Source organism: Chondromyces apiculatus DSM 436 (genome assembly GCF_000601485.1).
Taxonomy (GTDB): domain Bacteria; phylum Myxococcota_A; class Polyangia; order Polyangiales; family Polyangiaceae; genus Chondromyces; species Chondromyces apiculatus.
Genome location: NZ_ASRX01000062.1, coordinates 40,234 through 61,086, shown reverse-complemented (window position 1 = coordinate 61,086; position 20,853 = coordinate 40,234). Strand labels below are relative to the sequence as shown.

Annotated in this window: 18 protein-coding genes; 10 read left to right on the top strand and 8 right to left on the bottom strand. The window is 70.2% G+C overall.

Annotation, left to right across the window (positions count from 1 at the left end; all coding sequences use genetic code 11):
• Positions 1 to 140 precede the first annotated feature (140 nt).
• Positions 141 to 1,535: a magnesium transporter gene (gene mgtE / locus CAP_RS31935; protein WP_044247784.1), complete on the top strand. Its 1,395-nt coding sequence runs from the start codon at positions 141 to 143 to the stop codon at positions 1,533 to 1,535.
• Between the two features lie 231 nt (positions 1,536 to 1,766).
• Entirely contained in the window at positions 1,767 to 2,420 is a 654-nt protein-coding gene (locus tag CAP_RS31930; RefSeq protein WP_044247783.1) for a single-stranded DNA-binding protein, read from the top strand.
• A gap of 730 nt (positions 2,421 to 3,150) precedes the next feature.
• Here CAP_RS31930 and CAP_RS31920 read toward each other — a convergent pair.
• The 3 genes from CAP_RS31920 to CAP_RS31910 all read right to left on the bottom strand — a co-directional run bounded on the left by CAP_RS31920 (position 3,151) and on the right by CAP_RS31910 (position 5,527).
• A complete protein-coding gene (locus CAP_RS31920) occupies positions 3,151 to 3,516 on the bottom strand; it encodes a MerR family transcriptional regulator (RefSeq protein ID WP_044247780.1) in 366 nt (121 codons plus the stop codon).
• 14 nt (positions 3,517 to 3,530) lie between these two features.
• On the bottom strand, positions 3,531 to 3,845 hold the full coding sequence (locus CAP_RS31915; RefSeq protein ID WP_044247778.1) for an integration host factor subunit alpha: 315 nt from the start codon (positions 3,843 to 3,845) through the stop codon (positions 3,531 to 3,533).
• A gap of 125 nt (positions 3,846 to 3,970) precedes the next feature.
• Positions 3,971 to 5,527, bottom strand: a complete 1,557-nt coding sequence (locus CAP_RS31910) for a glycosyltransferase (RefSeq protein WP_044247776.1) — start codon at positions 5,525 to 5,527, stop codon at positions 3,971 to 3,973.
• Between the two features lie 269 nt (positions 5,528 to 5,796).
• Between CAP_RS31910 and CAP_RS31905 the strand changes: the two genes are divergently transcribed.
• The 3 genes from CAP_RS31905 to CAP_RS31895 all read left to right on the top strand — a co-directional run bounded on the left by CAP_RS31905 (position 5,797) and on the right by CAP_RS31895 (position 9,821).
• The gene (locus CAP_RS31905) at positions 5,797 to 6,819 is read left to right on the top strand and encodes a hypothetical protein (protein WP_044247775.1); all 1,023 of its coding nucleotides are present in this window, start codon (positions 5,797 to 5,799) and stop codon (positions 6,817 to 6,819) included.
• A 202-nt stretch (positions 6,820 to 7,021) separates the two neighbouring features.
• Positions 7,022 to 8,956: a vWA domain-containing protein gene (locus CAP_RS31900; protein ID WP_052376408.1), complete on the top strand. Its 1,935-nt coding sequence runs from the start codon at positions 7,022 to 7,024 to the stop codon at positions 8,954 to 8,956.
• Between the two features lie 37 nt (positions 8,957 to 8,993).
• Complete coding sequence (locus CAP_RS31895) at positions 8,994 to 9,821, top strand: MYXO-CTERM sorting domain-containing protein (RefSeq protein WP_044247774.1); 828 nt, start codon at positions 8,994 to 8,996, stop codon at positions 9,819 to 9,821.
• A gap of 26 nt (positions 9,822 to 9,847) precedes the next feature.
• Here the strand turns inward: CAP_RS31895 and CAP_RS31890 are convergent, their stop codons facing one another.
• The 5 genes from CAP_RS31890 to CAP_RS31870 form a co-directional block, all read right to left on the bottom strand.
• Positions 9,848 to 10,207 carry a response regulator gene (locus tag CAP_RS31890; RefSeq protein WP_044247773.1) on the bottom strand — a complete coding sequence of 120 codons (360 nt, stop codon included), beginning with the start codon at positions 10,205 to 10,207 and terminating at the stop codon, positions 9,848 to 9,850.
• A gap of 521 nt (positions 10,208 to 10,728) precedes the next feature.
• On the bottom strand, positions 10,729 to 11,487 hold the full coding sequence (locus CAP_RS31885) for an ABC transporter ATP-binding protein (protein WP_044247772.1): 759 nt from the start codon (positions 11,485 to 11,487) through the stop codon (positions 10,729 to 10,731).
• Positions 11,484 to 12,311 carry an ABC transporter ATP-binding protein gene (locus tag CAP_RS31880; RefSeq protein ID WP_044247770.1) on the bottom strand — a complete coding sequence of 276 codons (828 nt, stop codon included), beginning with the start codon at positions 12,309 to 12,311 and terminating at the stop codon, positions 11,484 to 11,486. The genes CAP_RS31885 and CAP_RS31880 overlap by 4 nt, the downstream gene beginning before the upstream one ends.
• Positions 12,308 to 13,603, bottom strand: a complete 1,296-nt coding sequence (locus tag CAP_RS55270; RefSeq protein WP_081865482.1) for a branched-chain amino acid ABC transporter permease — start codon at positions 13,601 to 13,603, stop codon at positions 12,308 to 12,310. The genes CAP_RS31880 and CAP_RS55270 overlap by 4 nt, the downstream gene beginning before the upstream one ends.
• 44 nt (positions 13,604 to 13,647) lie before the next feature.
• Positions 13,648 to 14,598: a hypothetical protein gene (locus CAP_RS31870; protein WP_052376407.1), complete on the bottom strand. Its 951-nt coding sequence runs from the start codon at positions 14,596 to 14,598 to the stop codon at positions 13,648 to 13,650.
• Between the two features lie 157 nt (positions 14,599 to 14,755).
• Between CAP_RS31870 and CAP_RS31865 the strand changes: the two genes are divergently transcribed.
• The 5 genes from CAP_RS31865 (at position 14,756) to CAP_RS31845 (ending at position 20,850) form a co-directional block, all read left to right on the top strand.
• Positions 14,756 to 15,679 (top strand): DMT family transporter, encoded by a 924-nt coding sequence (locus CAP_RS31865; protein ID WP_231511800.1) that lies wholly within the window; start codon positions 14,756 to 14,758, stop codon positions 15,677 to 15,679.
• A 318-nt stretch (positions 15,680 to 15,997) separates the two neighbouring features.
• Entirely contained in the window at positions 15,998 to 17,371 is a 1,374-nt protein-coding gene (locus CAP_RS31860; RefSeq protein ID WP_044247766.1) for a phenylacetate--CoA ligase family protein, read from the top strand.
• Positions 17,368 to 18,531: a glycosyltransferase family 4 protein gene (locus CAP_RS31855; RefSeq protein ID WP_044247765.1), complete on the top strand. Its 1,164-nt coding sequence runs from the start codon at positions 17,368 to 17,370 to the stop codon at positions 18,529 to 18,531. The genes CAP_RS31860 and CAP_RS31855 overlap by 4 nt, the downstream gene beginning before the upstream one ends.
• Before the next feature lie 173 nt (positions 18,532 to 18,704).
• Positions 18,705 to 19,970 (top strand): FAD:protein FMN transferase, encoded by a 1,266-nt coding sequence (locus CAP_RS31850; RefSeq protein ID WP_081865481.1) that lies wholly within the window; start codon positions 18,705 to 18,707, stop codon positions 19,968 to 19,970.
• A 112-nt stretch (positions 19,971 to 20,082) separates the two neighbouring features.
• Entirely contained in the window at positions 20,083 to 20,850 is a 768-nt protein-coding gene (locus CAP_RS31845) for an alpha/beta hydrolase (protein WP_044247763.1), read from the top strand.
• The last annotated feature ends 3 nt before the right edge of the window (positions 20,851 to 20,853 follow it).

Sequence of the window (20,853 nt, the reverse complement as noted above, 5' to 3'; positions counted from 1 at the left end):
ACTTCGACGGACAGGCGCTCAAGTCCCGTGGGGCCCTCACGACCGAAAGCTCGCCCCGCCCTGTAGAGCCCCCTAGCGGAAGCGAAAATCGAGGCGATCACCCTTCCCCGCTGCGCCGAGATGTGGTGTTAGGCGCCGCGATGATGCGCGTTGCGGTGGCCATGGTCCCGGAGGTCCGTCAGCTCCTCCAGGAGGATCCCGGCCAGCTTGGCGCGCTGCTCGAGGAGATCCACGAGGAAGATCTCGCCGACCTGCTCACCCTCCTCGACGACACCGAGGCGGCGCAGGTCCTCAAGTCGCTCAAGGCCGAAGACGCCGCGCCCGTCTTCGAGCGCCTCGACGAGGAGACGCAAGAGGCCCTCGTCGAGGAGATGGGCGTCGAGCAGATCGCCTCGATCGTCTCCGAGATGGCCGCCGATGAGCGGACGGACCTGATCGAGGCGTTGCCCGAACCCGTCGGCGACACCCTCCTCGAGACGCTCGAGAAGGTCGATCCGGAGGCGGCAGCCGAGGTCGAGGAACTCGCCAGGTGGCCCGAGGACAGCGCCGGTGGTCTCATGACCACCGACTACATCTCGGTGCGCCTCGACCTCCGCGTCTCCGATGTCATCGAGCGTATCCGCGCGGTTGGAGAGGATGCCGAGACCGTCTACTACGTCTACGTGGTCGACGCGGACCACTGCCTGCTCGGCGTCGTCTCCTTGCGCGACCTGCTCCTGGCCTCGCCGACCGAGGAGCTCTCGGAGGTGCTCACCGAGAAGGTGTTCTCCGTCGGCCCCGAGACCGACCAGGAAGAGGTCGCGCGGGCCATGGCCAAGTACGACTTCCTCGCCCTGCCGGTGCTCTCGGCGGATCGAAAGCTCCTCGGCGTCATCACGGTCGACGACGTGATGGACGTGCTCACCCAGGAGCAGACCGAGGACGTCCAGCGCCTCGGCGCCGTGGAGCCCATCGAAGAGAGCTATTTCCGCACCGGCTTCTGGACCTTCATCCAGAAGCGCGCCTTCTGGCTGGCGGTCCTCTTCGTGGGAGAGTTCTTCACCGGCTCGGTGCTGCGCCGCTACGATCACGTGATCGCTGCCGTCTCCACGCTCTCCTACTACGTCCCCCTCCTCATCTCTGCCGGCGGCAACTCGGGCTCGCAGTCGTCCACCCTGATCATCCGCGGGCTCGCCATGGGCGACATCCGTCCGGGCGACTGGTGGCGCGTCCTGCCGCGCGAGCTGGCCCAGGGCCTGGTCCTCGGCCTCATCCTCGCCACCATCGGCATGGTTCGCGTATGGGCCTGGGGCGACTCGCTCCCGTTCGTGCTCACCATCGGCGCCACGCTCGTGGTCATCGTGATCATGGGCTGCGTGGTCGGCGCGATGCTCCCGCTCCTCCTGCGCCGCGTGGGCCTCGACCCGGCCACCAGCTCCACGCCGTTCATCGCCAGCCTGGTCGACGTGCTCGGGATCGTCGTCTACTTCTCCCTCGCCCGGGTCCTGCTCGCTGACGTGATCGAGGCCGCCATGAAGCAGCAAGGCGGCGGCTGAGCACGCCAACCACCACGGCAAAAGCGCTCCACCGCCCGGAATGCTGGCCACGATGCCAGCTCCGCGCCGCACGGACAGAGTCGTGCGAGGAGGGCGACATCACCAGGAGCGGACAACCGCGCGAGAGGACGCCGCGACTCTTGACGCACCAGGCTACCCGGGGGAGGGAGTGGTCCCCGTGCGTTCGATGAACGCAGGCTTGAACGCTTCATCACCCTGGGAAAGTGCGCAATGGCCGAAGGCTTGAATCGCGTGATGCTGCTCGGCAACCTGGGAGCGGATCCAGAGCTCCGCTTCACGCAGGGTGGTCAGGCCGTTCTGAACATGCGGATCGCCACCACCGAGACCTATCTCGACAAGGACAAGGTGCGGAAGGAACGCACCGACTGGCATAACGTCGTCGTCTGGGGCAAGCGCGCGGAAGCCCTCGGCAAGATCCTCTCCAAGGGCACGTCGCTCTTCGTGGAAGGCTCACTGCGCACGTCGAGCTACGACGATCGCGACGGCAACAAGCGCTACAAGACCGAGGTCATCGCCAGCAACATCCTCCTCACGGGGGGTGGTCGATCTCGCGGCGGCGGCGTGGATGATGCCGGCGGCTACAGTGGGGAAGACTCCGGCGGCGGCGGGGGTGGTTACGGCGGCGGCGGGGGTGGCTACGGCGGCGGCGGTGCCGGTGGACCCCGCAGCGGCGGTGCCGGTGGGCAACGCGGTGGTGGTTACGGCGGTGGCGGCGGCAGTAGCGGTGGCGGCAGTGGCGGTGGCGGCTACGGGGGTGGACGCGGCGGTGGACGCCCGGCCCCGGCGCCGGAGCCCGCCGCACCTCAGGACGACTACGGCGGCGATTACGGCGGCGGCGGCAACGACGACGACATCCCGTTCTGATGCATGACACCCGGGGCGCACGCACCCCCGCGGCATACGCCAGCGCGCGCCCGACCCCCTTACTCAGCGATGGCGCGGTCGACGCTGCAACAGCACCACAATCCCCGTAACTGCAGCGAGCACGAGGGCTGCCCCCACAGGACGCGGGTGTTCTGCAACCAGCAGCAGACCCCTCACCACAGCCCCGGGCGCGGGCGGTGCCGCGAGTTCTCCCTCCAGCGCTGTCGCCTCCACGAGGCTCTCGCAGCCTGAACCTGCCGCGGACGCCACGGCTGGCTCGGTGCAGAGCACGCTGCACAGGAGCGCACTGCGCTCCTCTCCTTCGAAGCCCAGCAAGATCCGACCCCGGACAGCACGCGAGCCCTCTCCCTGACGGGCGCCCCCCGTGAATCCCTGCTCGAAGCTGCTCCCGGTGCCTGCGGGGGCCGCGCGCACCGCACCCGGCTCCCAGCGCACAATCTCCCCCGGGACCCCCCTCCGGGTCAGCGCCATCGCCCGGTCGAGCACGATCTCCTCGATGCCAGGCACCCACCGATCCGAGGGCGCTGTCGCACACAGGGCCTGCAGCCGCACATGGTCAGGCCCCACCAGGCTGTGCCACGCCACGACGCGCGCGCCCGCGACCGATGACAGCTCGGTGAGCTCCGGCTGTGGATCGGACCCTACGCGTGCATCCCAGCGGGCCCCGAGCCGCAGAGAGACGCCGGGCGCGACCGGCAGCACTGCGCGCTCAGGACTGCCCGAGCTCATCCAGGAGTGCGACGAGCTCGACGCGGATCTCGAGGAGCGCCTCACGCATCCGCTGCACCTCCGCGTGGGTCGCCACCTGGTCCACGGGCGGTGGCTCGATGCCTCCCTCGCGCAGCTTGCGCTTGGCCCCGGCGATGGTGAACCGGTGCGCGTAGAGCAGCTCCTTCACCTTGAGGAGCGTCTCCACGTCGCGGCGGCTGTAGATCCGCTGCCCTTTCGCGGACTTCTGCGGCCTGACGGAGCGGAACTCCGTCTCCCAGTACCGCAGGACGTGGGGCTCCACGCCGACGATGCTCGCCACCTCGCCTATCCGGTAATAGAGCTTTGCCGGTAGCTGGGGGCGCAACGAGAAGCCTGCTCCTACTCGGTCACGGCGGTCGCCACGACCATGTTGTCGCGGGGATTGAGCGCCTGTTTGAGGATCTGGCTCGCCTTGAAATTCAGCACGCGTCGCTCGGTGATCAAGATCGGTTCACCCGTCTGCGGGTTGCGACCCTGACGCTGCCGCTTGTCGCGCAGGACGAAGTTGCCGAAGCCCGAGATCTTGATCTTCTCGCCACGCCCGAGCGTCTCCTTGAGGGTCTCGAAAACCAGATCCACGAGCTCTGCGGATTCCTTCTTCGAGAACCCCCCCAGGCGAGAGTAGACAGCCTGAACGATTTCGGACTTCGTCATGACACCCCCACGCCTCGACGTTCGCGGGGCCCTCGACGGGCCCCTAGCTGAATGCTTACGGGAGGATGCCAGCGTGCGTCAGGAAGATCCAGAGGGTCGGCAAGGCGACCCTTGCCCGGAGAAGATCAGGCAGCAGCGTCCGTGTACGGGCGCTCCTCGGTGGTGCCGCGCCAGGCAGCCGTGGTGGGGCCGCTGACCCGCGCACCGTCCCAGACCTCGCCCGAGGTCGCCGCCACATCGCGCCGACGCGCCGACTGCTCCTGGGCGACCAGCAACGCCACGTAGCCGTACCCGAGCGTGAACAGCACGGCGAAGGGTGCTGCCACGTAATGACCGGTCTCGATCGACGCGACCACCGCCGAGAACGAGATCAGCGCGAGCAGCGTCTCGACGAGGGGCAGCTCGGTCCGAACGCGGTAACGGCCCTTGTTGTCACCGTGCTTGGGCGTGCGCACGAACTCGCCGGCCATCTGCCGGCACCCCTCGAGGACCGCCTTCGACAGGTGCGGCGCGAGCCCGGTCCCCAGCGCGATCAGCATGGGCAGGCGCAAGAGGGCGCCCCAGCGCGGCCGCCCCTGCGCCGCCTCGGCCATCATGTAGAAGGCCGCGAGCGATCCCGTGGTGGCCACGCAGAGCGGCAGGTCGATGGCCAGCATCGTCATCGCGTCGGCGGCGGGGAACAGCACCAGCGCAGGCATGAGCAGCACGCTCAGCAGCACCATCAGCGGGTACGCGAAGTGCGGCGTGAGGTGGAAGAACGCCTCGACCCGCTGGTTCAGCGTGAGATCCGCGCTGAGGATCGTGCTCATCAGCTTGCGCGCCGTCTGCACCGTCCCCTTGGCCCAGCGGTACTGCTGCGCGCGGAGCGCCGAGATGTCCTCGGGCAGCTCCGACGGCGACACCACGTCCTCCCGGTACACGAAGCGGTAGCCTTCGAGCTGCGCCCGGTACGACAGGTCGAGATCCTCGGTGAGGGTGTCGTGCTGCCAGCCACCCGCCTTGCGGATCGCCTCGGCCCGCCAGATCCCGCCGGTCCCCGAGAAGTTGAAGAGCAGGCCCGCGCCGAACCGCGCCCGGTTCTCGACGAGGTGGTGGCCGTCGAGCATCTGCGCCTGCACCTTGGTCAGGATCGAGGTGTCCCGGTTCAGGTGACCCCAGCGCGTCTGCACCATCGCCACCCGCGGGTCCTCGAAGTGCCCCGCGATGGAGCGCAGGAAGCTCGGCTGCGGGATGAAGTCCGCGTCGAACACCGCCACGAGATCGCCCTGCGCGACCTTCAGGCCCGCGTCGAGCGCGCCGGCCTTGTACCCCACCCGGTCGACCCGGTGCAGGTACACCATGTCCACGCCGCGCTCGCGGATCTCCGCGACCTTCGCCCGGACGAGCGCCTGCGTCTCGTCGGTCGAGTCGTCGAGCACCTGGATCTCCAGCTTGTCGGCCGGATAGTCCATCGTCGAGACCGACTCCAGCAGGCGCGCCGCCACCGTCGACTCGTTGAAGAGCGGGAGCTGGATGGTGACGCGCGGCAGATCGGCGTCCGTGAGCGCAGTGACCTCCTGCGCGGACGCGATGTGCTTGCGGTGTCGCCAGCACAGGAACACGAGGTGCAGGCGGTGCAGGCCGTAAGCGCTCAGCCCTGCGAGGACACCGAAATAGAGCAAACCGAGTGCGAGTGAGAGCATCAGGTCACCTGACGCCGGCAAAACACAGCCGCCGGCGAGCGCCTCATCGCTACCACCTGCCGGCGCGGAAGTTGTCACGCACTTGTAATTCGTTGCAACCGTGTGTAACGAGCAGCGAAGAAGTTGACAGGGATCGCAGCACTGTGCGGAAGCGTGACAGCAGGCGCGTCTACCCACGGCAGCCCGCCGCGTGCCTTCATTATCGCGGCGGACATGACTGAACAACCGCCCCGCCTCGCGCCCCGCTTCAGCAACCCTCTGGAGGCACCATGAGCCGAGCCTTGTGGGAGCAACTGAAGACGAAGCAGACAGCCTTCCTGCGCGCGCGGCTCGTCTCCGCGCAGGCCGAGCGTGAGTTCCGCGAACGGCTCCCCGAGGGCTGGAAGGCGCTGCTCGCGACGCCTTTCGGTCAGCTCACCGATCCTGCCGCACTGAACCGCGCCCTCGACGTGGCCCTCGCCGGCCCTGCCGCCGCGCGGGCCGTCAGGCCTGCGGCGTCGGCCCTCCTGCAGAGCCTCCTCGATACTGCCCGCGCCGACACCTCGCTGGCTGGTGACCTCCTCCCCAGGGGAGCGCAACCGAAGCTCGAGCGCCTCGTCTCGCGGCCGAAGATCATCCCCGAGAAGCTGCTCCGACAGGTCCTTGAGAACGACGCCATGGACGAGGTGATGACCGACGTCCTCTCCGCCATGCTGCGTGACTTCTCGCTCCGCGTGAACCCGCTCGTCGCCGAGTGGGGCCTCCCCTCGCTCCTCAAGAAGATCTCCCTCTTCGGCCTCGGCAAGGGCCTCGAGACGGTACGCGCCGAGTTCGAGCGGCGCCTCGATCCGGAGATCCACAGCTTCCTGCGCGCCTCCTCCCGCAAGGCGCTCCGCGAGACCGCCGACGCGCTCATTCACCGCGCCGACCAACCGAAGCACATCGCCCTGCGCCGGCACCTCGCCGCGTGGACGCTGAAGCAGCGGCTCTCCGAGCTACTCGCCCCCCTCGACACGGAGGGTGCAGCGCTCCTCCAGGAGATCGCACTCGACACCCTGGAGCACGGCTTCTCGCGCCAGGATCTCGCAGAACGCCGGAGAGAAGCCGTCACCGCCTTCTACATCGAGCACCGGACTCGACCCGTCGGCGAGGTGCTCGATCGCCACAACATCACCCTCGAACCCGACTTCGACGCGCTCGCGGGCGCGCTCTGGCCTCTCCTCCGCGCCGCGTGTGAGAGCGCACCGGTGCAGGCATGGCTCGAAACCATGGTGGCAGAGTTTTTCGACGCCCTTCCTGACGACCTCTCCTGAACACCTTCCCTCCCGAAGGGCTTGGGTTCTTCGGTGAGCGGAGCGATGATCCCAGCCTCGGCGCACGGTCCACGTCTTCTTCGAGCGTGCATAGAACGGATGCGCGCGCCGTCCGTCTGAGCGGTGGCACCTCTCCTCCGCTGGCCCGCGCCAGCAGCGGATCTCTCGGTGCACACCCCGTGACCGCGGGAGGGAGTTGAACATGCGTGGACTGGAGCAGCAGAGGTCTTGCCTGTGGCGACGCGGCGGCATCGCCGTCCTGATCGGCGTCATGAGCGTCGGGGGGGCCTGCACCAAGCGGGAAGCCGATGAGCAGGCAGCGGTCCAGCAGGAAGCCGCCAAGCCCGCGGATGGTGCTCACAAGGAAGCGGAAGCCCCTGCCCCGGTGATCCCCCAGGCAGCCCCGGAGTCACCGTCCGACGTGGTTCTCTCCCCGCCAGGCTCCATGAAGGGCTCCTCGGCAACGAGCAGGGGCTCGGGCCACCCCAAGGGCCCCGACACCGTGGGGGGGAGGGCTCACGGCGACGAGGGCTCCATGGGTGTCGCCGGCGCTCCCCCTCCCTCACCCGCAGCCACGGCGCCTCCCGGAGGCGCCGCGCTCTCCGTCGCTCCCCCTTCCATCGCCCAGACGGCCATCGATCCCAACGGCCGCTTCGCCACCACCTACCGCCCCGGCGGCGGACACCTCGCCGCGTTCGAGTCCGCCGTCGCGCGCGGCATCATCCCCGCCGGCGAGCGCGAGCTGGTGAGTGACGTCGGCGCCCGCTACACCCCCGCCGTCGAGGCCCCCACCACGGCCGCCCTCACCGTGCGGACCGAACTCGAACGCAGCAAGGTCTCTCCCTCCGGCGGCGAGACCCACCTGCGCATCACCCTCCGGTCCACCACCAAGCGAGCCGTGTCCAGGCCCCACCTTTCCGTGCACCTCGTCCTCGACGTCAGCGGCTCCATGCGCGGCGAGCCCATCGTCCGCGCCCGCGAAGCGGCCCGCGCCCTCGTCGAGAAGCTCCATCCCGCCGACGACTTCTCGCTGACCACCTTCTCCAGCGACGCCCAGGTCAAGGTCACCGACGGCCCCGTGGGCGCGCGGCGCACGAGCATCCTCCAGACCATCGACGCCATCACCGAGGGCGGCGGCACCAACATCGGCCGCGGCCTGGAGCTCGGCTACGAGCAGGCGAAGCTCGCGAAGGGCGTCCCGGCCGACGCCGTGCGGGTGGTGCTGCTCATGTCCGACGGCCGCGCCAACTCGGGGATCCTGAACGGCGAGCAGCTCTCGCGCATGGCGCTCGGCGCCTTCCAGGATGGCATCCAGACCAGCTCCTTCGGCCTCGGCGCCGACTACGACGGAGCGCTGATGAGCTCCATCGCCAGCGACGGCGCCGGCGGCTACTACTACCTCCGCGACGCCGACCAGCTCGCGCCGGCGCTCACCACGGAGCTCGACAAGCGCCTCGATCCGATCGCCACCGCCGTCGAGCTGCGGGTCCGCCTCAAGCCCGACGTCAAGCTCTTCCACGTCTACGGCTCGCGCCGCCTCAGCGACGCCGAGTCCGTGCGCGTCCGCGCCCAGGAGGTCGCCGCCGACACCCAGGCCGAGCGCCGCGACAAGATCGTGAGCGACCGCAAGGACGACGTCGCGGGGGGCATGCGCTTCTTCATGCCCGCCTTCGCACGCGACGACAGCCACACCATCCTCCTCAAGCTCGCCTTGCCTCCTGGCACGGGCACGCGCGACGTGGCCCTCATCGAGCTGAAGTACAAGGACCGCGTCGCCAAGAAGAACGGCATCGACGAGCTGCCCCTCAAGGTCACGTACGGGAACAGCGACGCCGAGAGCGCAGGCAGCGCGAACGCCTCCGTCACCCGCACCGTCCAGGGCTTCGCCGCCGGGGAAGCCCTCGCCGAAGCCTCACGCCTGATCGCACTCGGCGACAGGGCCCGCGCCGTGGCCATCCTCTCCGAGCGCGAGGGCATCCTCCGCACCGCCGCCACCACCCTCGGCGAGCCGCTGTTCTTGAAGGACGCCGACCGCCTCTCCCGCCTCGGTACCCACGCTGGCTCCTACGTCGGCGTCGGCGACCCCCTCGTCCTCGCCATGCTCCTTGAGACCGCAGCGCGCACCCACCTCCACTGAAGCGCCGCCGCTTGGCGTACGCTGCGCGAGCGCCACCATGACCCAGACCCGCATCCTCCCCCTCGATCAGGCCGCCACGCCCATCGCCGCCTCCCCTGGCCAGGAAGTCGTCCTGAAGGGCGTGTTCGTCTCGAAGCACGACGGCTCGATGATCGACGCGGCGACCACCACCTGGCCCAAGGACGCGCCCGGTGGTGCCTCCGTCGACTCGGGGGGCCTCGTCGACTGGGAGGCGGGGGGCCTGCACATGAACAGCCGCGACCCGGTGACCCACGAGGTTCACGCCATCGTCACCGGCGACGCCGCGCCTGCCTGCAGCGCCGCCGGCGTCTCGGCCCCCTGCCTCGTCCTGCGCACGCTCCCCCAGGCGCGCAGCCGGCTCATCACCAGCAGGGAGTGGGTCGACTCGCTCAACGGCCGCATCAGCATCGAGGTCCCCGAGCCAGCCCTCGTCGCCGTCGCGCCGAGCACCGTCCCTTACCTGCAGGGCGCAGCCGTCCTCCTTGGCGTCGCCCTCCTCGGCGCCCTCGCCTGGACTGTGCACCGACGCCGTGCGCGCTCCGCTGCCGGACAGCTCCTCGCCCTCGCGGACCGCGTCCGCACCAAGCTCAAGGCCGCCGACCCGGTCCTCGCGGCCACCCTCACCCCCGCCGTGGAATCTGCAGCCCAGGCCGTGCGCAAGCGGCGCGTTGCCCCTGAATCCAGAGAGGCCCAGCGCGTCGCCGAGGCCCTCCGCCGCGTCGAGCAACGCATCGAGGCGGCGTCCGCTGCCGAGGAGCAGCAGGCCGCCGACGAGTTGCTGCAGGAGGTCGAGAGCGCCCTCGAAGCCGCCGACGAGATGGTCCCCGCCCCGCGCCGAATGTGACCTGCGTGCGTCTGCGGGCGTCTGCGTCAGCAGATCGCGCTGGCTGCCTCGACCGCGGAGGCGATGCTCGCGAAGTTGCGCGAAGGTCGCGCCGGCAGCGTCGGCGCGAACGCCTCCACGTCCAGGATCAGCTCCGGACCGTCTGCCAGGGTCACCACCACCACCGGGATGCGCGGGAATGCGCGGCGGAGTTCCTCCAGCCGCTCGTGGCGCTCGGCCTCCTGGGGAGGAACGAGGACGAGGACGTGTGGACGCCGCTGCGCGACGGCCTCCGACGCACCCCTGATGCCTGCACACGAGTCCACCTGATACTCGCGTGAAGCAAGGAAACCCGTGAGGACCTGCGCCCTACGGACATCATCATCGATCACCAGCACACGAGTCATACAGAGAACCCTCCATGGGTGACCGCTGCTCGTTTCACGGCAGCGTCACCCGTCATCCCTCACCCACTGGCAAAGTCCGGACCTGTCCACGTACGGATCGGTCGAGTCCTGGACAGCAAGGTCCAGACCTGCAGAGCGGCGGCGTTCTCACGCCCTGCGCCCGCGCATCCTACGCGATACCGGCGAAGAGTGAGACATTCGCTGCGCAGCACGCATCGCGTCGTTACGCGGTCCACCGCCATCACGCCTTCGCGCTGCCGTTGCCTCTGAACGCGCTGCGTCCATAACGGAGCCTCGTGTCATGGAGTCCCGCGCCACCCTGCGCAGGAACGTCACGCATCCGACTGGATGTGTCCTCTGGACGGGACAGCGTGTCATCCTTGCCGCAGCGCTCCTCACCGACGCCACTGTGCATCGCACCGTCGGTATGACATGCCGATCAGGGAGGGCGCCCTCCCTTGCATAGCCGCGTGCAGCCGCGCCTTCACGTGCTTCCGCGCGCGACGCCTCCGGTCAGCCCCTCACCCCCCGAGGTAGGCTGCGCGAATTTCCTCGTTGTTCGCCAGTTCCTTCGAGCTGCCCGACATCGCAATCTCACCAGTGCGGAGCACGTACGCGCGCGTCGAGTACTTCAGCGCGAGGCGGGTGTTCTGCTCGACGAGCAAGATTGTCGTCCCCGACGCCGCGACGAGCGCCACGGCCTCGAAGATGTCGGCGACGAGGCGCGGCGCGATCCCGAGCGACGGCTCATCGAGCAAGAGCATGGCTGGACGCGCCATCAATGCCCGCCCGATCGCGAGCATCTGCTGCTCCCCGCCGGACAGCGTCCCGCCCTCCTGCTTCATGCGCTCCCCGAGCCGCGGGAACAGCTTCACCACGTCCTCCAGCGTCTCCTGGATGGTGCGCTGGTCCTTGTGGTTCCAGGCCCCCAGCTCGAGGTTCTCGCGCACCGTCAGGTTGACGAAGATCGCGCGCCCCTCGGGCACCAGCGACACCCCGCGCGCCACCACCTCCTCCGTCGCCACCCCCGCGAGGTCTTGCCCGTCGTAGGAGATTCGGCCCGCCGCGATGGGCAGGAGCCGCATGATCGTCTTCAGCGTGGTCGTCTTGCCGGCGCCGTTCGCGCCGATCATCGCCACGATCTCCCCGCAGCGCACCTCCAGGCTCACGCGCTTCAGCGCCCTGATCCCGCCGTACGCCACGGCCAGATCGTGCACCTCGAGCAGCGGCGCCCCGAGCGCCGTCGACGGAGGCTTGCGGGTAGGGTGCGCAGTCTTCACGACGCCTCCTCCGCTGCTCCGCCACCCGCGGCACCCGCGCTGTCCGCGCTCCCCCTCTCCTCCTCCACATCCTCGCCCAGGTACGCCGCGAGCACCCGCGGGTGACGCCGGACGACCTCCGGGGTCCCCTGCGCCAGCGTCTCGCCGTGATCCAGCACGTGGAGGTGCTCGCACACCGACATCACCACCTGCATGTTGTGCTCCACCAGCACCACCGTCAGCCCGAAGCGCTCCCGCAGCCACAGGATCTGCTTCTTCAGCCCCTCGGCCTCGCCGTAGTTCATGCCGGCGGCGGGCTCGTCGAGGAGCAGGAGCTTCGGCTCCAGCATCATCGCCCGCGCGATCTCCAGCCGCCGCTGGTCCCCGTAGGACAGCGACGTCGAGATCTCGTCCGCCACCCCGTCGAGGTTGAACACCTCGAGCAGCTCCATCGCCCGGCGGGTCATCGCCGCCTCGTCCCGGTAGAACGCCGGCGTCCTGAGGAGCGCCGCGACGAGCCCCGACCGACGCTGGCTCTCGCAAGCCACCAGCGCGTTCTCCAGCACCGTGAGCTGCCCGAAGAGCCGGATGTTCTGGAACGTCCGCGCCACCCCGAACCGCGCGATCTGGCTGGGTTTGAGCGGCCCGAGGTCCGTCCCCTGGAACCGGATCGACCCCTCGTCGTGCTTGTAGACCCCGGTGATCAGGTTGAACACCGTGGTCTTCCCCGCCCCGTTCGGTCCGATCAGCCCGAAGATGGACCGCTCGGGCACCGTGAACGACACGTCGCCCACCGCCCGGAGCCCCCCGAACCGCTTGGTCACATGCTGCAGTTCCAGGCTCACGAGCGATCCTTCCCGAGCGGCTGCTCCTCACGCTCGATCGCCGTGCCCTCGGGTAGCGCGCCCTTGGCCATCGCGCCTTCAGCACCTGCGCCTTCAGCACCTGCGCCTCCGGCCTCTGCGCCTCCAGCCTGCCCCTCTTCGGACCGCTCCGCCTTCACCTCGGCCTCGGTCCGCGCCGGCACCGGCTGCGCGGGCCCTGCGCCCGTCACCTTCACCCGCGACTTCCTCCGGAAGATCTCCCGCTCCCCGAGCAGCCCCTCCGGCCGCAGGATCATCAGCCCCACCAGGATCGAGGCGTAGATCACCATCCGGAGCGCGTTCAGATCCAGGCTCGGGTACACCGCCTTCAGCGCCTGCACGCTGTCGAGCCCCTGGAGCTGCTCGATCATCTTCACGGTGAACGTCACCAGGACCCCGCCCAGCACCGCGCCGCTCACGCTCCCCGAGCCCCCGAGGATCACCATGGTGATCGCATCGAACGACGTGGCGAAGCTGAACTGCTCCGGCTGCACGGTGGGGTTGCCGTCCCGCAGCGAGGCCATCAGCCCCCCCGCGATCCCGGCCCCTGCTGCCGACAGCACGAACGACGTCACCTTGTACCGCGTCGGATCCACCCCCACCGCCGCCGACGCGATCTCGTCCTCGCGCAGCGCCCTCAGCGTCCTCCCCCACCCCGAGAACTTGAGCCGCCACGCTACGAGCGTCGCCACCGTCACCGCCCCGAAGATCCAGAACGGCCCTGCATACTGGGGCACCCCCGTCCCATCCGGACCGGCGTACCCCTGCTGTCCCCCGAGCGATGCCAGCGCCTGATTGATCGCCCCCTCGGTCCCGCCCCCGGTATCCGCCGTCCCGATGACCAGCCGGAAGATCTCCGCGAACCCCAGGGTCACGATGGCCAGGTAATCACCCCGCAGCCTCAGGCTCGGCAGCCCCACCACGAACCCGAACACCGCGGCCACCAGGCCCGCCGAGAGGATCACCACCGGCATCACGATGAACGAGCGCTCGAACGGCGTGTCTCCCCCGCCGAGCATCTGGTGCAGGTTCCCCGCGACGATGGCCCCCGTGTAGGCGCCGATGCCCAGGAACCCGGCGTGGCCAATGGAGAACTGCCCCGCCATCCCGTTGATGATGTTGAGCGACAGGGCCGCGATGACGTTGACCATCGCCAGCAACGCGAGCTGCCGCCAGGCCGCATCGGGGATGATGTGCTCGAACGAGAACTCGAGGCCGACGACGGCCGCGACGAGCAGGAGCGCCGTGAGGACGCGCTGGACCGCGCTGGGCATGCCGGCCGACCCTCGCGTGTAGGGGCCCAACCGTCAAGCGTGAGCTACTTGATCACCCGCAGGTAGGGCGGCAGCTCGCGCTTCGGCTTCCCGCCGCCCTGCCGCGCCCCGGACTTGTCCCGCGCCTCGTCCCCCTCCGCGCCGGCCTCGCCCTCCGCGCCAGCACCGCCAGCACCGCCAGCATCCCCGTCGACCGGCGCCTCGTCCTCCCCCTTGCGCTCCGCCACGGCTGCAGCTTTCCCCCGGGCAACCTCACGCGGCGCCTTCTGCGCCTCACGCGGCTTCTGCGCCTCACGCGCCTCGTCCTCTGCCGCCTCGTCCCGGCGCTCCGAGAGGTCCACCGCCACAAGCCGCACCGGCGCCCTCACCTCTGCCGCCGCAGGCTTCTCCCCCTCGCGTTTCTCCTCGGCCCGGTCCTCGTCGGCGCGCGCCTCTCCATCCCGCGCCTCTCCATCCCGCGCCTCTCCATCCCGCGCCTCTCCATCCTGCGCCTCTCCGTCCCGCGCTTCCCCCTCCCGCGCCCCCTCAGCCTCGTCACGCTTCGCGGCGCCCGGCTCTTCGGCGCCCTTCCCCCGCTCCGGGCTGCTCCCCACCGCCGCCAGGTGCGGACGCGGACGCTTCGCGGGCGGCTTCTGCGCCCCGGCCTGCGCCTGCTCCCGCACCACCTCCGGCGGCACGTCCTCGGGCCACACCACCCCGCGGTGGCTCTCCCCCACGAGCCCCCACACCGAGGCCCAGGGCATCCGGCACCAGAAGGGCGTACGCTGGAACGAGAGCGTGCACGAGATCCCCTCGTCGTCGATCTTCAGATCCACGATGGGGATGGTCATGTTCATCCCGATCTGCAGCGTGAGCTGCGACTGGTTGGCGAACCACTTCGGCACGAGCACGCCAGGACGGCGTGGATCGATGTGCACGAAAATGCTCGGCTCCCGCTGGAGAAGCGCGAGCGCGACCTCCTTCTTCGGGGGCAGCGGACGCGGCGCATCGGGCATGACGCCCAGCCCATACCCCGGACACGCCTCCGGTTCCACATCAACATACGCAGCGCTCCCACCGAGCCGCGGTCCTCGCGCACCTCACCGTCGCGCTCGCTCCAGCCGCCTCTCCACCCACCTCACCGCCCTTCACACCCCATGCTAGGCGCTGGGCGTGCCTCCCCCCACTGCCCGCGGGGCCGCGCTCTTCCTGCTGATCAGCAGCGCAGCCTTCGCCTTCTCCGGTCCCCTCGCGCGCGCCGCACGGCCCGTGCACCCGCTCGTCATCGCCTTCGGGCGCGTCGCCCTCGCCGCGCTCATTCTCGGCGTCCTCAACGCCGGCGCCATCCGCCGCACGCTCCCCACGCTCTCCACCCGCCAGCGCGCCATCGTCCTCGGCGCGGGCTCCCTCCTCGCCGCCCACTTCGCCCTCTTCCTCTGGGGCCTCGACCGCACCTCCCTCCCCGCCGCGCTCTCCCTCGTCGCCCTCGAACCGCTCAGCATCGTCCTCTGGGCCTGGGCTCTCTTCCGCATTCGCCCGAGCCGGCCCGAGCAGCTCGGCCTGCTCCTCGCCACCCTCGGCGCGCTCCTCGTCGGCCGCGGCGGCGACGCCGGCGAGCACCACCTCGAAGGCGACCTGCTCGTCCTCGGCGCCGTCATCCTGTACGGCGCCTACCTCGCCGCCGCGCGCGGCATCCGCGATGCGCTCCCCGCCCACACCTACGCCGCCGTCGTCTACGGGAGCGCGGCCTTCGCCCTGGCCCTCGTCCTCCCCTTCGCCCCTGGTGCCCTCGCCACGGCCTCTCCGCTCCCCGCCCACGGCGCCGTCTACATCATCCTGCTGGCGCTCATCCCCACCCTCCTCGGCCATACCGCCGTGCAATGGGCATCGCGCCACATGCCCCCGACGCTCGTCGCCCTCGTCTCCCCTGGCGAGACCCTCGGCGGCATCGCCCTCGGCATCGTCTGGTTCGGGACGATACCCACCCTGACGGAGAGCCTCGGAGGCCTGCTCATCCTGAGCGGAACCCTCGTGGCGCTCTTCAGGTCATCTCCCCCCGCGACCCCGGCAGGGGAGCCTCTTTCATCGACCCCATGACCTGACGATACTCACGCGCCTGCATGCGTGACCCCTGGCGCAATGGCTCGACCTGCGCGCGAGGAATCGAGGTAACAGCCTCCGCGCTCCTCCCGACCACGACCACGCAGTCCTCCACCAACGCGCGCATCCAACGCGCGCATCACGCGATGCCCCCAGACGCTCGGGGCGGACCCGACTCCATCAGAGATCACCGCAGGTTCGTTCATCCCCGCTGGAACGTGCATCACCCCCCGGAGGGCATTCGACGACCACGACGAACGGAATCGCCGCGCTCGGCTTGACTGTCCGCGAATCGGGAGAACGCTTTGCTCAGCAATGTACGCTTCCCTCTTCCGCCACGTCCTGTTCCCCCTCTATGAAACCCGACTGCGTGGCAGGGAAACCCTGACCCGCCTCCAGGAGCTGGAGAGATCGCAATGGCGCTCCGAGGCTGATCTGCGCGAGCTGAGCTTCCGACGCGTCGTCGAAGCCATCCGCTACGCCGAGCAGCACGTCCCGCTCTACCGCCGAAGGTTCGCCGACCACGGCGTCCGCGCCCGCGACGTCCAGTCCCCCGACGACCTCCTGCGCTTCCCCGTCCTCACGAAGAGCGACATCCGCAAGCACGGCAAGGAACTCATCGCCGAGGGCTTCCACGGGAAGATGTACCAGAGCGGCACCGGCGGCTCCACTGGCGAGCCGATCCAGTTCTCCTACGACCACCGCACCTACGAGTCGCGCATCGCCGCCGCCATGCGCGCCGACGGCTGGGCGGGCGCCTCGCCCGGCGAGCGCGAACTCCACATCTGGTCGCGCGCCACCACGCCCGAGACCCCTCTCCGCAAGGCCAAGCGCCGCGCCCACGAGACCATCCTGCGCAAGCGGATGATCTGCGCCTGGGAACTCGGGCAGGACCAGCTCGCGGACCTGTGCGACACCATCGAGGACTTCCAGCCCAGGGTCATCATCAGCTACCCGACGCCGCTCTACCACCTGTCGCGCTACGCCCTAGAGAAGGGCCGGCGCCTCCCTTCGCCGCGCGGAATCGTCACCTCCGCCGAGCGCCTCTTCCAGCACCACCGCGAGGTCATCGAGCGCGCCTTCGACGCCAAGATCTTCGACCGCTACGGCTGCCGCGAGGTGATGCTCATCGCCTCCGAGTGCGAGCGCCACGAGGGCAAGCACCTCAACCTGGAGAACGTGCACGTGGAGATCGTGCGCAGCGGCCGTCACGCGGGCGCCGGCGAGCCCGGCGAGGTGATCCTCACCGACCTCAACTGCCGCTCCATGCCCCTCATCCGCTACAAGAACGAGGACGTCGCCACGCTCGCCCCGAAGCCCTGCTCCTGCGGCCGCGGCATGCCCATGCTCTCCTCGGTCGAGGGCCGCATGCTCGACATGATCGTCGGCCCCGAGGGCCAGCTCCTCGCCGGCGAGTTCTTCCCGCACCTGCTCAAGGACTACCGCGACGTCGCCCGCTTCCAGGTCCACCAGGACAAGAGCCGCGCCATCACCATCAAGCTCATGCCGAACGAGGGCCTCGCCGCCGAGACCCCCGCCCGCGTCGAGCGCTCCATGCGCGAGTTCCTGGGCGAGCGCGCGTCCATCAAGGTGGAGGTGGTCGACGACATCCCCCTCACCAAGGGCGGCAAGTACCGCCTCACCGTCTCCGAGGTCCCTGTCGATCTGGAGCGCGAGGCCACCGCGTGAGCGCCCCCGCGCGCATCGCCCACCTGGTCCTCGCCCTCCGCGTCGGTGGCCTCGAACGCGTGGTCCTGCGCCTCCTCGAGCGCACCCCCCGCGACCGCTTCACCCCCGTCGTCTGCGCCCTCGAAGAGCCCGGCGCCCTCGCCCCGGAACTCGACCGCCTCGGCGTGCCGCTCACCGTCATCCGCCGCCGCCCCGGCCTCGACCCTCGCCTCCCCGTGCTCCTCTCCCGCTGGATGGCCCGCGAAGGCATCGATCTCGTCCACACCCACAACCCGAACCCCCACTTCTACGGCGCCCTCGCCGCCATGATGACGCGCACCATGACCGGCATCCCGGGCCGCAAGCGCACCCCGCGCCTCGTGCACACCAAGCACGGCCGCAACACCCCCGGCGCCCGACGCAAGGTCCTCGTCAACCGCCTCGCCTCCTCGCTCACCGACCGCGTCATCGCGGTCAGCGAAGACGCCCGCAAGGTCGCCGTGGAGATCGAGGGCGTCGACCCCCGGCGCGTTGTCACCATCCTGAACGGCGTCGACACCGAGGAGTTCCGCCCTGGCGACCCCGCAGAGGCCCGCGCCCGCCTCGGCCTCCCGCAGCGCGGCTTCCACATCGGCTGCGTGGCCCGCCTCTCCCCCGAGAAGGACCACGCGACGCTCCTCACCGCCTTCTCCGCCCTCCTCGCGCGGCGCGCAGACGCCCACCTCACCCTCATCGGCGACGGCGCCCTCCGCCGCGACCTCGAAGCCCAGGCTGCATCTCTCGGCATCACCTCCTCCGTGACCTTCACCGGGATGCGCAGCGACATCGCCGAGTCCCTCCCCGCCTTCGACGTCTTCACCCTGACCTCCCGCACCGAGGGTATCTCGCTCACCCTCGCCGAGGCCGCCGCCTGCGGTCTGCCCATCGTCGCCACCCGCGTGGGCGGCAACCCGGAGATCGTGCGCGAGGGCGAGACCGGCCTGCTCGTGCCCCCGAACGACCCCGCCGCCCTCACCCTGGCCTTCGACACCATGGCCAGCCGCGACGACCGCGAGGCCCTCGGCGCCCGCGGCCGCGCCTGGGTCGCCGAACGCTTCAGCGCCGCCCAGATGGCCCGCGCCTACACGACGCTCTACGCCGACGTCCTCGCCGACGTCCTCGCCGACGTCCCCACCCCCTGACGGACAGCCCCCGGCACCGACGTCTCGCCGACGCCCTCACGCCCTGACGGACAGCCTCCGGCACCGACGTCTCGCCGACGCCCTCACGCCCTGACGGACAGCCCCCGGCACCGCCCGTGGTATACCCCCGCCCACCTCCGGCACGGCCCACGGCGCCGCGCCCCCGCAGCCCGATGAACCGCCTTTTCCGCCTCGCCTTCCCGCTCGCCGCGCTCGCCGCGCTCGCCTTCACCGCGTGCACCCGCGGCGCCGCCCCCGAGCCCGCCCCCGACCGGTCGGCCTCCCTCCCGCCCGCGGACGCACTCCCCGCGAGCGCAGCCCCCTCCGCGCAAGCTCCCGCAGGCACCACGCCCGAAACGCCTGCCTCCGCCGCCCCCGCTTCCTCCACGCCCGACATCACACCCCAAGGGAGTTCCGCCGCCGCCGTCGCTGTCCCCGGGACGCCCTCGGCCGCAGGAAAGCAGGCCGGCCGCAGGGTGGCGCTGGAGACGAAGGTGATGGGCACGCAGCTCACGCTCGCGACCTACACCACGGCCGAGATGGACGAGCACGCGCTGCGTCCGCCCCTCGAGAAAGCCGTGAAGGAGCTGCGCCGGCTGGAGTCGCTGATGACGACCTGGCGCGACGACAGCGAGATCTCCCAGGTGAACCAGCGCGCCGGGAAATCCGCCGTGGAGGTGAGCCCCGAGAGCCTGGAGGTGATCCAGAAGAGCCTGTGGATCAGCCGCCTGTCCCGCGGGGTCTTCGACATCACCTTCGAGGCGATGCACGGTCTCTGGAAGTTCGACGAGGACCTCGACGACAACATCCCGAGCAAGCCCGACGTGGACCGCGCCCGCAAGCTCATCGACTACCGGCAGATCCAGGTCGACCCCGCGAAGCGCACCGTGAAGCTCGGCAAGCCGGGGATGCGGATGAACCTCGGGGGAATCGCGAAGGGCTACGCCGTCGACGCCGCCGCGCGCGTGCTGCGCGCCGAGGGCCTGAAGGCCTTCTTCATCCAGGCCGGCGGCGATCTCTATGTGTCCGGCAAGAAGCCCGATGGCTCCCGCTTCCGGGTGGGCGTGCGCGACCCGCGCGGCAAGAACGCAAACGACTTCTTCGCGATGATCGAGGTGGAAAACCACGCCTTCTCGACCGCCGGCGACTACGAGCGCAGCTTCCTCAAGGACGGGAAGCGCTACCACCACATCATCGACCCCCGCACCGGCTTCCCCGCCACCGCGAGCCGCAGCGTGACCATCTGGGCCGCCGACGCGCTCACCGCCGACGCCATCGACGACGCCGTGTTCATCCTCGGCCCCGAGGAGGGTTTGAAGCTCGTCGAGTCCATCGACGACTGCGGCGCCGTCATCGTCGACGCCGACAACAAGGTCTGGATCTCCCGCCGCCTCGAAGACAAGGTCCACAAACTCCGCGAGCCGACCCCAGGTCTTTAAGCCCAGGGACCCAGGGTCCCTACGCTCCCGATGGTCGCTACCCCCTTGTTCCTGGTACGCCGTCGCGCGAAGGACTGCGGCGGTATCAAGTCTGGCCTCCTTCGACACCTGCATGCCTTACCCTCTCGGCGCGCTCTTCCAGCTCGGTCCGTTCTTCATCCCCGGTCTCCGGCCGCGGCACGTGCGGGTCTTCATCCCCCCGGAGGCCCGCTACCGCGACCGTCCCCCGGCCACCCTCTTCCTCTTCGACGGCCAGAACGTCTTCGATGACGCGCCCTCCTTCGCAGGCGGCTGGCGCCTGCACGAGACCGTGGGCAAGCTCTCGCTGCGGCGCCACCGCAGGCCCATCCTGGTGGGCATCGACCACGGGTACGAGGACCGGATCAAGGAACTCTCCCCCTGGCCGACCCGCCACGGTCCCGGCCACGCCGACCTGCTGATCGGCTGGATCTGCGGCGAGCTGGCGCCGTTCCTCGCCCGCGAGATCGGCCTCGCCCTCACCCCCGAGCACGTCGCCATCGGCGGCTCGTCCATGGGCGGCCTCGCCGCGCTCCACGCCCACTTCACCCGCCCCGAGCTGTTCGGCGCCGTGCTCTCCATGTCCCCCTCGCTGTGGCTCGGCGAGGGCCGCATCTTCCAGGACCTCACCGCGCGCCCCCGCCCCCTCACCTCCACCATCTACCTCGACGCGGGCGGCAAGGAGTCCAGCGGCAAGATGCTGCAAGCCGCCACCCACCTCGCCGACGCGCTCCAGCGCCGCGGCTACGGCCCCGAGGCCCTCCGCTTCCGCGCCGACCGCCGCGGCGCCCACAACGAACTCGCCTGGCGCCGCCGCACCCCCGGCGCCCTCCGCTTCCTTTTCGCCAACCGCACCCGCTGACCG